The 12,542-nt window shown below is 73.8% G+C and carries 13 protein-coding genes; 6 read left to right on the forward strand and 7 right to left on the reverse strand.

Annotation, left to right across the window (positions count from 1 at the left end):
• Positions 1-304: 304 nt before the first annotated feature.
• Positions 305-1,045: an IclR family transcriptional regulator gene (locus BUB17_RS04945; protein ID WP_072914284.1), complete on the reverse strand. Its 741-nt coding sequence runs from the start codon at positions 1,043-1,045 to the stop codon at positions 305-307.
• 76 nt (positions 1,046-1,121) lie between these two features.
• Between BUB17_RS04945 and BUB17_RS04950 the strand changes: the two genes are divergently transcribed.
• Both BUB17_RS04950 and BUB17_RS04960 read left to right on the forward strand, forming a co-directional pair.
• Positions 1,122-3,089: an FAD-binding monooxygenase gene (locus BUB17_RS04950; RefSeq protein WP_072914287.1), complete on the forward strand. Its 1,968-nt coding sequence runs from the start codon at positions 1,122-1,124 to the stop codon at positions 3,087-3,089.
• A gap of 566 nt (positions 3,090-3,655) precedes the next feature.
• Entirely contained in the window at positions 3,656-4,342 is a 687-nt protein-coding gene (locus BUB17_RS04960; protein ID WP_244276930.1) for an NRDE family protein, read from the forward strand.
• 69 nt (positions 4,343-4,411) lie between these two features.
• Here the strand turns inward: BUB17_RS04960 and BUB17_RS04965 are convergent, their stop codons facing one another.
• Positions 4,412-5,122, reverse strand: a complete 711-nt coding sequence (locus BUB17_RS04965) for a histidine phosphatase family protein (RefSeq protein WP_072914293.1) — start codon at positions 5,120-5,122, stop codon at positions 4,412-4,414.
• A gap of 458 nt (positions 5,123-5,580) precedes the next feature.
• Here BUB17_RS04965 and BUB17_RS04970 point away from each other — a divergent pair, with 458 nt between their 5' ends.
• Complete coding sequence (locus tag BUB17_RS04970) at positions 5,581-6,129, forward strand: ComF family protein (RefSeq protein ID WP_072914295.1); 549 nt, start codon at positions 5,581-5,583, stop codon at positions 6,127-6,129.
• A 313-nt stretch (positions 6,130-6,442) separates the two neighbouring features.
• On the forward strand, positions 6,443-7,048 hold the full coding sequence (locus BUB17_RS04975) for a carboxymuconolactone decarboxylase family protein (RefSeq protein WP_072914298.1): 606 nt from the start codon (positions 6,443-6,445) through the stop codon (positions 7,046-7,048).
• Positions 7,049-7,288: 240 nt separating this feature from the next.
• Here BUB17_RS04975 and BUB17_RS04980 read toward each other — a convergent pair whose 3' ends face one another.
• The 5 genes from BUB17_RS04980 to BUB17_RS26640 all read right to left on the reverse strand — a co-directional run bounded on the left by BUB17_RS04980 (position 7,289) and on the right by BUB17_RS26640 (position 11,099).
• The gene (locus BUB17_RS04980) at positions 7,289-7,657 is read right to left on the reverse strand and encodes a hypothetical protein (RefSeq protein WP_072914301.1); all 369 of its coding nucleotides are present in this window, start codon (positions 7,655-7,657) and stop codon (positions 7,289-7,291) included.
• Positions 7,658-7,984: 327 nt separating this feature from the next.
• Positions 7,985-9,277 carry an MFS transporter gene (locus BUB17_RS04985; RefSeq protein WP_072914305.1) on the reverse strand — a complete coding sequence of 431 codons (1,293 nt, stop codon included), beginning with the start codon at positions 9,275-9,277 and terminating at the stop codon, positions 7,985-7,987.
• A 242-nt stretch (positions 9,278-9,519) separates the two neighbouring features.
• Positions 9,520-9,717, reverse strand: coding sequence for an RGCVC family protein (locus tag BUB17_RS28515; RefSeq protein WP_072914308.1), 198 nt, complete (start codon positions 9,715-9,717; stop codon positions 9,520-9,522).
• Between the two features lie 61 nt (positions 9,718-9,778).
• On the reverse strand, positions 9,779-10,915 hold the full coding sequence (locus BUB17_RS04995) for a baeRF3 domain-containing protein (protein ID WP_072914312.1): 1,137 nt from the start codon (positions 10,913-10,915) through the stop codon (positions 9,779-9,781).
• Positions 10,916-10,958: 43 nt separating this feature from the next.
• Entirely contained in the window at positions 10,959-11,099 is a 141-nt protein-coding gene (locus BUB17_RS26640) for a hypothetical protein (protein WP_175561278.1), read from the reverse strand.
• Positions 11,100-11,608: 509 nt separating this feature from the next.
• Here BUB17_RS26640 and BUB17_RS05005 point away from each other — a divergent pair.
• Together BUB17_RS05005 and BUB17_RS05010 are read left to right on the forward strand one after the other, a co-directional pair.
• Positions 11,609-12,025, forward strand: a complete 417-nt coding sequence (locus tag BUB17_RS05005) for a CBS domain-containing protein (protein ID WP_175561279.1) — start codon at positions 11,609-11,611, stop codon at positions 12,023-12,025.
• Positions 12,022-12,306: a hypothetical protein gene (locus BUB17_RS05010; protein WP_072914321.1), complete on the forward strand. Its 285-nt coding sequence runs from the start codon at positions 12,022-12,024 to the stop codon at positions 12,304-12,306. The genes BUB17_RS05005 and BUB17_RS05010 overlap by 4 nt, the downstream gene beginning before the upstream one ends.
• Positions 12,307-12,542: the final 236 nt, after the last annotated feature.

Raw genomic sequence — 12,542 nt, forward strand, 5'->3', positions numbered from 1 at the left:
CGATGCCCGACAGGTCGCGCCCTGCCGCAGTGGGCGGTGGTCCGCCCATCGAGGACCCACCGCCCCGGACCTCCGCGGCTCGAGCCTCGAGCCGACGTGCCGGTTGCTGGGACTCGTGCGGGAGGCGCACTCGGGGCCCTCCGACGTCGGCCACCCCTCCAGGGGCGTGAGACACGATGTGCCCTGCCCTCCCCGCGGCTGCGTCCGGTCAGGAGCGCCGCGCAACGAAGTGGTCGAGAAAGTTCGGCTGTTCCCGACGCGTCCACGCGGCCACGCCGGCGGGCGACCGCGCGCCCGCTCGGCATCAACCAGCACTCAGGTCATGTGCGACGGCCCCGGCCGCCTCGGCCAAGCGGGCCGTCCACAGTGGTAGCCGGTCGGTGGAGTACCGCACCCTGGGCGCGGCGACGGAGAGCGCGGCGCCGTCGAACCCGCCGGCGGGCGGGACGGCGACGCCCACCGCGGTCAGCCCCGCCTCCGTCCCCTGGTCGTTGACCGCGAACCCGCGGCGCCGGACCCTGGCCAGCTCCCGCTCCAGCCTCGCCGACACGGCTCCGTCCAGGGGTGCGAGAACGGCACCGAGCCGCTCGGCGTCGAGCGTGGCCAGTACCGCCTTGCCGCCCGAGCTGAGGTGCGCCGGCAGCGTCCGGCCGGTGCGGTCGCCGACCCGCAGCACATGGGCGCTCTCCACGGTCGCCACGAACCGGACGTCCGGCCCGGTCAGCACCATGACGTTGGCCGTCTCCCCCACCGCCTCGACCAGCTCCCGCAGGTGCGGCAGGGCGGCGTCGCGCAGGGTGGCGACCGACGCCTGCTGCACCGGGCCACGGCGCAGGACCGGCCCGGGGCCGTATCGACGATCGGGCAGCTGCTCGGCGAAGTCCCGGTACACGAGCATCCCCAGCAGCCGGTGCGCCGTGGAGACCGAGACCTCCAACCGTGCGGCGGCGTCGGTCACCCGCATCGCGCCCTCCTGCTGCAGGAGGGTCGCGAGCAGCAGCGCGGAGTCGACGGACGCGATGGCGTAGGCCGGTCGGTTCTTCACAGCAGAAAAGGCTATCCCTGCCTCCGGGACGGCGGGCACGGTTGGAGGTGATCGCCCACCCCGAGGGAGTTGAATCGTGCAGTTCTACCTGGATGGTTACCGGACCGGCGACCCGTCGATCGAACCGCCGCACCCCTCGGTCGCCGAGCGGTCGGAGGCCCTGCCGGAGGAGGCCGATGTCGTGATCGTCGGCTGCGGTCCGGCCGGCCTCGTCCTGGCCGCACAGCTCGCTGCCTTCCCCGACATCCGCACAGTCGTCGTCGACCGCCGCGACGGGCCGCTCGAGGTGGGTCAGGCCGACGGCGTCGCCTGCCGCACCGTCGAGATGTTCGAGGCGTTCGGCCTCGCCGACCGGCTGGTCGCCGAGGCCTACTGGGTCAACGAGGTCTCCTTCTGGCGCCCGGACCCGGAGGACCGCACCCGCATCACCCGGACCGGGCGCGTCCAGGACACCGAGGAGGGCCTGTCGGAGTTCCCGCACGTGATCGTCAACCAGGCGCGGATGCAGGCCTGGCTCCGCGAGCACATGGCGCGGTCCGCCGGCCGGCTGCAGCCGTTCTACGGGCTGCACGCCGCCGCCCTCCACGTCGACCCCAGCGGCGCGTCGGACTCCCCGGTGACCCTCACCCTGCAGCACCTGGACGGCGGCCGGGAGACCGGCCGGACGTCGACGATCCGGGCGCGGTACGTCGTCGGCTGCGACGGCTCGCGCAGCAGCATCCGGACGGCGATCGGCCGGGAGCTCGTCGGCGACCCGATGAACCAGTCCTGGGGCGTCATGGACGTCCTGGCGGTCACCGACTTCCCGGACATCCGGCTGAAGGCGGCGATCCACTCGGCCAACCAGGGCAACCTGCTGATCATCCCCCGCGAGGGCGGCTACCTGGTCCGGCTCTACATCGAGCTGGACCAGGTCCACGACCGCGAGATGCTCGACAACAGGAGCGTCACCCCGGAGAAGCTGGCCGCCGTGGCCAACCGGATCCTCTCCCCGTACACGATCGACGTACGGGACGTCGGTTGGTGGTCGGTGTACGAGATCGGCCAGCGGCTGTGCGACAGGTTCGACGACGTGCCGGCGGAGGAGACCGACACCCGCCTGCCGCACGTGTTCATCGCCGGCGACGCCTGCCACACCCACAGCGCCAAGGCCGGCCAGGGCATGAACGTCTCCATGGCCGACGCCTGGAACCTCGGGTGGAAGCTGGCCGCGGTCCTGCGCGGCACCGCCCGCCCGGAACTGCTGCACACCTACTCCGAGGAGCGGCAGGTGGTCGCCCAGGAGCTCATCGACTTCGACCTCGAGTTCGCCCGGATGTTCAGCGCCCCGCCGAAGGAGTCCTACGACGACGCCGAGGGCGACGGGGTCGACCCGGCGGAGTTCCAGCGCTACTTCGTGCGGCAGGGCCGCTTCACCGCGGGCGTCGCGACCCGGTACGCACCGTCGATGATCACCGGCCGCACCGACTCCCAGCACCTGGCGGAGGGCTTCCCGGTGGGGATGCGCTTCCACTCCGCTCCGGTGGTCCGGCTGGCCGACGCCAAGCCGGTGCAGCTCGGCCACGTCGCCCGGGCGGACGGCGCCTGGCGGCTCTACGTGTTCGCTGACCGGCACGACCCGGCGAGCCCGCAGTCGCGCGCCCGTGCGCTGTGCGAGTTCCTGGAATCGGACAAGTCGCCGCTCGCGCGGTCCACGCCGGCCGGCGCCGACCCCGACTCGGTGATCGACGTCCGCGCCGTGTTCCAGCAGGGACACCGCGAGTTGGCTGTCGAGGAGCTGCCGCCGGCCCTGCTGCCGCGCAAGGGCCGGTTCGGACTGATCGACTACGAGAAGGCCTTCTGCCCGGACCCGAGGGCGGGCGACGTCTTCGACCTGCGCGGCATCGACCGCGATGCGGGGTGCGTGGTCGTCGTCCGCCCGGACCAGTACGTGGCGCACGTGCTGCCTCTCGATGCGCACGAGGAACTGGCCGACTTCTTCGCCGGGGTCCTGGTCGATGCCGCAGACCGGTCCGGCGACCGAGGCGCTCGTCTCGGGGCGTGACCTGCGCAGTCGGTCGGGCACCGGGTCGTCGTCGAAGGAGCTGAACCGCTCCGCGAGCCCCAGCGCCCGGGCGAGGACGTGCTCGACCGGGCGGCCGAGCAGCGTCGCCGCAGAAGGCCACGGCCAGCCGCCGGGCCGGTCCGACGCTGTCGGTGACCGCGGCGGCGACCGCGCCGCCCGCCCGGTCCTGGCCTTTCTGCCGTGGTCCGAGGCGCTGCTCGTGGCAACGACTGGACATGGCCGACTGTTGAGCCGGTCGGGCCGGCAGGAGTAGAGATGCGGCACGCCCTGCCCCGGGAGGATGCCATGAGCCGCAGGCACCGTGTGCTCCGATCCGCGATCGCCGCTGCCGCGGCCGCCGCGGCCGGCCTGCTCACGAGGTCGATGGTGCGGGGCGTCCGTCGCCCCTGAGACGGGCGCGCACTCGTCGCCGTCCCGGCGCGACCGGTGGCGACGCGTCCCCCTCGCGCCCGACGTGCACCGGTCCCGACCCGTGCGGCTGCTCCGCGTCACTGGGGCCGACCGCTCCCACGGGCGCAGGAGCCGGACCTGGGACGATCGGCGGCATGTGCACGGTGGTCGTGCGGTGGACCCGCGGAGCGCCCGTGCGGCTGCTCGCCCTCCGGGACGAGCTGACCAGCCGGGAGTTCGACGACCCCGGGCGGTGGTGGCCGGAGCACCCCGCCCTCGTCGGGGGCCGTGACCGTCTCGCGGGCGGGACGTGGTGCGCGACCCGCGTCGACACCGGGGCCACCGCCCTGGTGCTCAACCGGCCGCAGAAGCAGGTGGCCGACCCCGGAGCACCGAGCCGGGGAGCCCTGCCGCTGCTCGGCGCCGAACACGGAGCCGCCTGGCCGTCGGCCGTCCGCCTCGACGGCATGGCCAGCTTCCTCCTCGTCCTGGCGGCTCCGGACCGCATGACCACCTGGGACTTCGACGGCGAGCGACTGGTGACCACCGAGCACCCGGAGGGCACCTGGATGGTCACCTCCGGCGGTCCGGAGGACAACAAGGCCGACCGGTTCCTGCCGCTGTTCACCGACGCCGGGCACCCGGACGGCTGGCGCCGACTCGTGCAGGCAGCACCTCCGCGGGACGACCCCGGCGCCCTGGCGGTCCACCACGAACAGGACGGTCTGGTCTTCGCGACGGTCTTCGGCGCGCTCATCGAGGCCCGACCGGGTCGGCTCCGCATGGAGCACAGCCGCCGGCCCTGGCTCCATCCGTGGTCACCGGTCGAGTGTTGGTCGTGAGTCGCGCGGATGAACCGCAGGGCCGCTGATCGAGCGCACCGCTCGGACTCGGCAGCAGCCGCTCGCTGCTCAATCGTCCGCGGCAGGCTCCTCGCCGGGAAGCGGCACGGCGTCGTGCGGTGGGGAGGCAGGCACGGCGCTGCCCCTCAGGTGGTCGGCGTCGTTGAACGAGACCAGCGTCCACTCCGGCTCGCCGGTGGGGGTGACCCGGTGCCGCCAGTGGGTGAGGCTGGTGTTCAGCGGTGCGCAGTCCACCCGGTTCCCGCTCGCGCCCAGGCCGAACGCCAGCGCGAACGACGCCTCCACGACCCCCGCGTGGCACACCGCGACCACCGTCTCCTCCCGGTGCCGCGCGACGAGACGGGACAGCGCGCCGCCCGCGCGGGCCAGGAACGTCGCCCAGCTCTCGCCGCCCGGGGAGAACACCCGGTAGGGGTCCCGCGTCCCCGGCGGCTCCTCGCCGGCGCGGTACCTCGCCCGCCACTGCTCCACGGTCAGCCCGTCGGCCTCCCCAGGACGCAGCTCGTGCAGCCCGTCGTCCCGCAGCACCGGCAGGCCGAGCGCCCGCGCGACGTACTCGGCGGTCTGCAGCGCCCGCGGCAGAGTGCTGGCGACGAGCCGGTCGGCCTGCATCGGCCGGTCCGACAGCCGCTCCTGCAGCAGGCGGGCCTGCTCCCTCCCCCGCGGCGTCAGGCCCGCGTCCCCACGCATGCCGCCGATCACCGGCTCGACGTTGGCCACGGCCTCGCCGTGCCGCACCAGGAACAGTTCCGTCGCCACCGCGTCCTCCCCGGAGACTCCCGCCACCCCGCCGCGACAGCGTTCCGCACAGTCCGGTGCACTGCTGTGGCGGGGAGGGCACCGGCCGGCCCGGGTGCGGAAGGCACGCGCGCCGCCGCACCAGGAGGGCCGCGGCTGAGACCTCCCACCTGGAGCGGCCAGTCGGTCGGCCGGCGCCCGCACGCGCCGGAAGCGCTCGACGGGACCGTCCGTGCCCTACGGTGCGGCCCCACGCCTGTTCACCGAGCGGCTCGTCGGAGTCTGGGATGCCAGCTGACCTGGAAGAACTGGAGCCGTCTGCGGTCGGCTTCCACGCGTGCCCGGCGTGCGTGTACCGGAGGTCGGGCACACCGGCCATCTGCTTCCCGTGTGCCACCGCGGGGAGCCCGGTGGTCAGCGCACCGACGTGCGCCCTGTGCGGTCAGCCACTGGAGGGGGCCGGTCCCTGCCTGAACAGGGTGTGCACCCTCGACGATCCGTTGTTCGCCCGCATCCACACCGTCTGCGACCGACCGGAGGAGATGTGGGACGCGATCACGAGCTACAAGTACGGCGAGGACCGCTCGTGGGCCGACGTCCTCGGGCGGATCCTCGTCGGGTTCCTCGACGACCGTCGGGAGGACTTCGAGCGCTACGACCTGATCACGACCGGTGCCATCTACGTGGGGCCACGAGCACAGCGGCTGTGGGACTACCTCTCGCTGATCCTAGACGCGGCCGCGCGCGAGGGGCCGCACTGGCCCTTCGCACCCGGGCTGATCGCCAAGTCCGGGCCGACGGCGCGGTTCCTCGGCATCAGCCCGCAGGCCCGTCAGCAGATCGCCGAAGGCGAGCTGCGTGCCGCCCTGTCCGTCCCGGAGCCGGCCCGCATCGCCGGCCGGCGGGTCCTGGTCTTCGACGACGTGTACTCCGAGGGCTTCTCCCTGAGGGAGATGGCCCGCGTCCTGCTGGCGGCCGGCGCCACCGAAGTGGCGGGTCTGGTGCTGACCCGCCGCAAGGGCGGCTGACACAGCGTTGCGGCCGAGCGGCCCCGCACGCGTGGAGCCGGCAGCCGCGATCGAGCCCGGGCAGGCCCGACCCGTCGTGGACCTCGCCCCCGCGACGATCGAGGTGCGGGCCGCGGTTCCGCGTCGGCGGGTTCCGCGTCTTCGCCGCCACCGCAAAGGCGCGCGTGCTCGAGAGCGGGGCGATGGAGGATCCGGGCCGGCCGCTTCGTGAGCACGCCCCGGTGCCGCCGGTGCACACCGGAGCGGGGGACGCAGCCATCCTTGCCTCGAGCCTGCGTACGGACCCCGCCACACCGTCGAGGAGACCGAGCTCATGACCCAATCCGCAGCCGCCCCGGGCGACTCCACGGATCCGCGCGGGTCTGCTGGCCGCGGCGTGCCTCTCGTGGACCTCGAGGGGCCCCTCGCCGAGCGGGTCCGGGGACTCGGCGCCAAGCAGGTCAACCTGTACCGCGCCCTGGCCCACACGCCCGAGTTGCTGACCGCGTGGATCGACGGGGCCTGGACCCTGCGCGAACGCTGCCAGACGCCACGCACTCTTCGCGAGATCATGATCCTCCGCACCGCGGTGGTCATGCGTTCGGACTACGAGTGGCACCAGCACGTCGCCATGGCCCGGAACGCCGGCGTACCCAGGGAGAAGGTGGACGCCGTGGTGGCGTGGCAGACCTCGGAGCTGTATCAGCCGGATGAACGAGCGGCGTTGATGCTCACGGACGCCATGCTCACCGGGCACGTCCCTGATGCGGTGCACGACGAACTGGGGCGGCACTTCACCGATGCCGAGCGCGTCGAGCTCATCCTCACTGCGGGCTTCTATGCCATGGTGCCGCGGGTGCTCGATGCCTGCCGTGTCCCGGTGGAAGACGACCGAGCAGACGACACCGCTGACAGCCCTGGTGGACCGTCACGGGATTGATGCTGCCTCCGTGTGAGCCCACGACGACGGCTGACCCGCCCCTGAGCGGCGGTCTCGCTGTCGGGCTGACGGGATGTGATCCCGCGGCCCTCGACGCCCAGCCGTCGGCCGCCGGTTCGCACCGAATGACACCGCAGGTGCGCGCGGCGGCGCTCGACGACGTCCCGGCCGCCGCCGAGGCGCTCGCTGACGACGCCTTCGCCGACTGCACGTGGACCCGGGATGTGACGCCGAGCACCCTCACGCCGTCCGCGGGCTGCGTCGGTGCCGGGGCTCCGACGACGGGTGGTGCTCACCGTCGCGGGGGACGTCCCGGGTCGCCGTCCGTGCGGAGAGCGCGAGACCGCCGTCCAGCAGCGGCCAGTAGCGCCACAGCAGCCACTGGGGGACGGTGGCGACGGCGATGGCCAGTCCGGCGACCGGAGCTCCGAGGACGACCAGCAGAACGGCGAGGCTGCCGCCGGCGACGACCGCGGCGAGGGCGGCCGGCGTCGGGGAGCGTGGCCGCCGGACCTCCAGGTCGATGACCGGGAGAGCGGGCTCCTCGGCCTCCCTCGCATAACGACGCCGGATCTCGTCCCAGGCTCGCTGTTCGTCGTGGCTGAGCATCGTCCACCTCCTGCTGGTCCCCAGCCTGCCCGAGGCCGGACAGGTGGACGAGGGGCCTCGTCGGTCAGGTGATGCACGCGGTCGTTGCCGGGAGTCGGCAACCGCAGCGAACGACGGGACGGCCATCCCCGCGCCGCACCGGGGCAGCGACGCCACCGACCCCGGCTGGTCCGACCGCGTGCAGTGGTCGGTCCTGGACGCCTCCACCGGAGCCGGTGGGGTCCCCCGGGCACCGGGCGGCCGTTGGCCGGCCGGACGCGCTGCGTCCCCGCTGCCGGCGTGGCCGGCGAGCAACCGCCGACCCCGGGCATGACGGCCCGGGATCGGTCAGCGGGCGCTGACCTCGGGCAGCATGCGCGCGGTGACCACGCCGACCGCCCCGAGCAGCGCGAGGAACACCAGCGCCACCTCGGGACCGAACGAGGCCAGGACGCTGGAGACCGCCCCGGCCCCGAGGAGCAGCACGCCCATCGCCGTGTTCGCCACGGCGACGTACTCGGTGCGGCGGTCTCCCCCTGCCATGTCGACGACGTACGTCTTGCGCGCCACTCGCACCCCGGTGTGGGTCAGCGCCAGCAGCAGGTAGACCGAGAGGTGGAGCAGCATCCACCCCCGCGCCCCGGGGACGGCGAGCAGCGCGAGGAACGCGAGGATCACGGTGGAGGAGGCGGCGGCACCCGAGATCATCACCTGCCGGCTCGAGCGGTCGGCCCAGCGGCCGAACAGGCGCCCGCCGACGAGGCTCGCCACCCCTGACGCGATGACGAACGAGCCCAGCCCGCCCAGCCCGCCGCCGTGCTCGGCGGCGAGGGCGACGACGAAGGGTGGGCTCAGGGCCGAGACCAGCAGCAGGGTCCGCACGAGGACGAAGCGCCGGAAGGCGGCGTCCGCCCGCAGGACCTCGAGGGAGCGCCGGGCCCAGCCCGGGCCGTCGTCCGCGGTCGGGCGGGCGTCCTCGGTGGGCTCACGGATCCCCGCGTAGACGGCGAGCGCTGCGGTCCAGGCGAGCGCCGCGGCGGCGAGCAGGGCGACGAGCGGTCCGGCGTCATCGCCGCCGAGCAGGCGGATGCCGATCCCGACGGTGATCGCGACGAAGCCGGAGACGACCGTGGCGAGCCCGGTGATCTGCCCGCGCTGCCCCTTGGGGATGGTGCGGCCGAGGACGTCCTTGCTGGCCAGCGAGGTCAGGGCACGGAAGAGGGAGAAGACGGCGAGGGCTCCGAGGATCGCGACGCCGGCCGCCGCGCCGGTCGCGGTCGCCGCGGTGACGGCCATGACGGCGATGGCCGCTGCCTGGCCGGCGGAGCCCGCCACCCACAGCCACTTGCGCACCCGTCGGCGGCGCACCCAGGGCACCATCAGCGCTTGGGGCAGCATGGAACCGGACTCGCGGATCGGCACGAGCAGGCCCACCAGCGCAGCCGGGACACCCAGCGCGGAGAACAGCCACGGCAACACCGTCTTGGCGTTGACCACCTGGTCGCCGGTGCTCTGCAGTGCATGGGCGGCGATCTGGCGCAGACCGTTGGCGGCGACGTCGCGGGCGGTGTCGTCCGTCATGCCGGCGCGGGCGCCGTCGGGTGCACGGACCAGCCGCTCGTAGAGGCTCGCCGTCGTCATCAGCCGGTCTTCCTGATCGTCATCCTCCGCTCCGCACCACACGGTCGCGGCCACCGCGAGAAGCCCTCGGCGACGGGGGCAGGGCTTCGCTCCCGTGCTGCTGGGTGCACGCACGGGTCCACGCCCACGGGGTCACCGCCGGCGCGCTGGGCGGCCGGCCGCTGCCTGTGCTCGCCGTGCGGCTGGTGGTCCGTGGGCCGCTCCCGTGCGTGAGCCCGCTGCCGGCCCCTTCCCGTCGGGCCTCAGGCGGGTTGGCAGACGCAGCCTCGGGTGATGGCCGCGGCCAGGGTGGCTCGGCAGAACCGGAGCGCGATCGCGTCGTGGTCGTCGACCGGGTGGGGGCACACGTCGCAACGCGGGTCGTCCACGGACGGGGGCGTGGCCGCCAGCGGCCGCTCGTGCCGGACGGTACGGGAGGCGGTCGATGCCGAGGCTGGCATGGGGCTCCTTCGCGAGGGGTGAGGGGTGGGGATCTGGTGCGTTCCCGCGCGGCGCTGCGGGTCAGGACCTCACGATCGCGACTGCTGGGGATGACCCGGGCATCTCGAGATCGGGGACGACGAACACCGCACCGTCGCGGCTGAGGGTGGTGACGACGGCGGACTCCAGTCGCTCCTCCACCGTCGGCGGGGAACCGAGCCGGAGAACCGGTCGACCACTGCTCGGGGATGCCCAGGTGCAGGCTGCCACGTTGACCAGCAGCGTCTCCACCCGCCCCTCGATGGCGGCTCGGAGGCTCTCCTGCAGGCCGTCCACGGTGCGGCCGGTGCCCCGGAGGTCGTGGTAGCGCTCGATCGCGGTGGACGCGTCGCGGCGCATCTCCGACTCGACCAGTGCCCACGCGCGCCGGTGCAGTTCTGCCCGGCTCCGCTGCTCCGGGTTGCCGTCGATGCCTTCGTCGAGGAGACGGGGGTGGGTGTTGACGGCGCGGTACAGAGCCTGCAGGTGCCGCACGCCGGCCAGGACCAGGGGTGCCTGCTCGCCGAGCACCTCTCGTAGGGCTCGGTCGATGCCGCGGAAGTGCTGCAGCGCCCGGGTCTTCCGCTCGTCGGAGTCGCGTCCGACACCGTGGAAGACGGCGCGGGTTCCTCGGCCACCCCGGTCGGCGAGGAAGGCGTGCACCTGTGGTGCACGGGGTCGCGGCATGGTGGTCCACGCCGCCAACTCCAGCCCCTCCACGTCCACCCGCGCCAGCGCCAGCGCCGTGCCCGTGAACAACCGGATGTCGTCCTGGGTCAGCGTCAGCAGGAAGAACTGTCCCTGCACGTTGATCGTGGGCAGCAAGGGCGCGATGGTGAACCGGTCGCCGACCACGGCGAGCTCGCGCGGGCGCAGGGGGACGTGGTAGGCGCGTACGTGATCCGTGTCGGCGAACACCGCCAGCCCCAGGTGGTTGTCGCTCAACGGTCGCGCCTGCTCCAGCGCCTGGCGGACCCGGCCCACCAGGTCGGTCACCTCGACGCTCGACAGGCCGTCGGAGAGCAGGGCGTGCCCGGCCCCGGCGAGCAGGTTCTTCGCGCGGACCCGGGTCTTCATCGATCGCGGCGAACCGGGTGACAGCGGGAGGAAGAGGGACAACCGGGGACCCCCTGTCTCCCGCTTCAGCCGCACCAGATCGCCCGACAGCACCTCGTTCACGTCGCCTCCGTCAGCTCTCGCCATCACCGTCCCGTGGGTGGTCTCACCAGTTCGCCGGCGGATCGCTGGCGGGAAAGGACTGCAATCCCCACTCCTCGACGATGTCGATCAGCCGACGGCCCTGCCCGACCCGGTCGGCCGGCCGGGGCGTGAGCACGCCGCTGGGGGCAGCCCGGAGGTCCACCACTGCGACCTGGGAGGACCCCGGTTCCAGGTCTCTGGGAAGCGCGAGGTACATGTCGGTCTCTCCACTTCTTCCGGGTGTGCTCCCCAGCGTGCTCCCGGCCGTCCGGATCGCCCACGGCCGCGCCCGGTCAACTCGGACACGCCACAGCTGCCGATGACCGGCAGGATGCAGCCCTCGCTCACCCGGGTGGTATCTCGCTGAGGTGGCCGGACACCGAGCGATACCGGCGGTCTGCTGTTCGCGTTTCCGACCTCCGGCAAGCAACCTCCGGGCAGCTCGTCCGGTGGACGACGTCGAGGACCCCCTCGTCCCCACGCACACTCCGGGTGGAACGCAGCGGAGTCCGCGGAAGGGGAGGCGAGATGAGCTCGTTGGTCCATCGGGGTCGAGCGGCCATCACGCGCGGGGAGCCGGAGGGCCCTGAGGAGACGGAAGCGGAGGCCGTTCACGGCACCCTGATCCCTGCAGGGACATCCCGGCGCCGGGCGAGGACCGCCGCCGATGTGATGACCCGCTTCCCCGCGACGGTGCACCAGAGCGCCTCGATGTGGACCGCCTGGGATCGGCTGCAGGGGACTCGCACCCAGCACCTGGTCGTGGTCGATGATCGCCAGCGCCCGATCGGGGTGCTCGACGACCGCACCATCGCGCTGGAATGGCCGCCGGGACCGATGGGTGCACGCCGGGCGCCGGTGCACACGCTGCTGCGCGACCGGCTCCGGCCCCGGGTACGCGGCGCTGACGACGTGGCCGCGGTGGCTCGGACCATGCTGGGCGCCCGGGCCGACGCGGTACCCGTCGTCGACCGGGACGGACGCCTGTTCGGCCTGGTCACGCTGTGGCACTTCGCTGACCTGGCCGCGGGCGGCGGCCGGCAAGGTCCACCGGGAGGATCCGCGGCCCGACCGACGGGCGAGGGGTGACCGCGGTGGGTCACGCCGCGATCATCGTCGCCGAGCGCAAGGCGCTGCTCGCGCGCACCGAGTCCCTCGTCCGCGAGTTCCATCCCGCCCTGCCGGCCGGGACCGTCATCCGTGCGGTGACCCGCTGCCGCGCCGAGCTGCTGCGTGCCGGGGTGCGCCGCGGACCGGCCGGCATCACCGAGGCCCGAGTGCGCGCGCACCTCGACCGGACCGCGGCGGACATCGGCGGCGTTCGCGTGGGCGGCGACTCCCCGGTGTCCAGGCCCACCGCCCCTGGCTGACGGAACGGGAGGACATCGTCGCCACCAGCCGACTGCGCCGAGCCGTGCTGTTGGTCCTCACGCCCGTTGGAACCGCCCTGGCCCTCGGCGTGGGAACCGGGTGGCCTCGCGCGCCGGTGGGCCCTCCGCGGCCGCCGGTCCCGGCGACGGCACGAGGCCTCCCCCGCCTGGCCGCCACGGCGGTGGGCGTGGCGGCCGGCGGACCTCCTCTCGGTGTGGCGCGCTCCGGTCGGCCT

The organism is Geodermatophilus obscurus (assembly GCF_900143215.1).
In the GTDB taxonomy this organism is placed as follows: domain Bacteria; phylum Actinomycetota; class Actinomycetes; order Mycobacteriales; family Geodermatophilaceae; genus Geodermatophilus; species Geodermatophilus obscurus_A.

Excerpts from the sequence above, each read along its gene's own strand:
- BUB17_RS04960 (WP_244276930.1), top strand. The coding sequence starts at position 3,656 with ATGTGCACGGTGGTCGTGCGGTGGACCCGCGGAGCGCCCGTGCGGCTG.
- BUB17_RS04975 (WP_072914298.1), top strand. The coding sequence starts at position 6,443 with ATGACCCAATCCGCAGCCGCCCCGGGCGACTCCACGGATCCGCGCGGG.
- BUB17_RS04980 (WP_072914301.1), bottom strand. The coding sequence starts at position 7,657 with ATGCTCAGCCACGACGAACAGCGAGCCTGGGACGAGATCCGGCGTCGT.
- BUB17_RS04985 (WP_072914305.1), bottom strand. The coding sequence starts at position 9,277 with ATGACGACGGCGAGCCTCTACGAGCGGCTGGTCCGTGCACCCGACGGC.
- BUB17_RS28515 (WP_072914308.1), bottom strand. The coding sequence starts at position 9,717 with ATGCCAGCCTCGGCATCGACCGCCTCCCGTACCGTCCGGCACGAGCGG.
- BUB17_RS05005 (WP_175561279.1), top strand. The coding sequence starts at position 11,609 with ATGACCCGCTTCCCCGCGACGGTGCACCAGAGCGCCTCGATGTGGACC.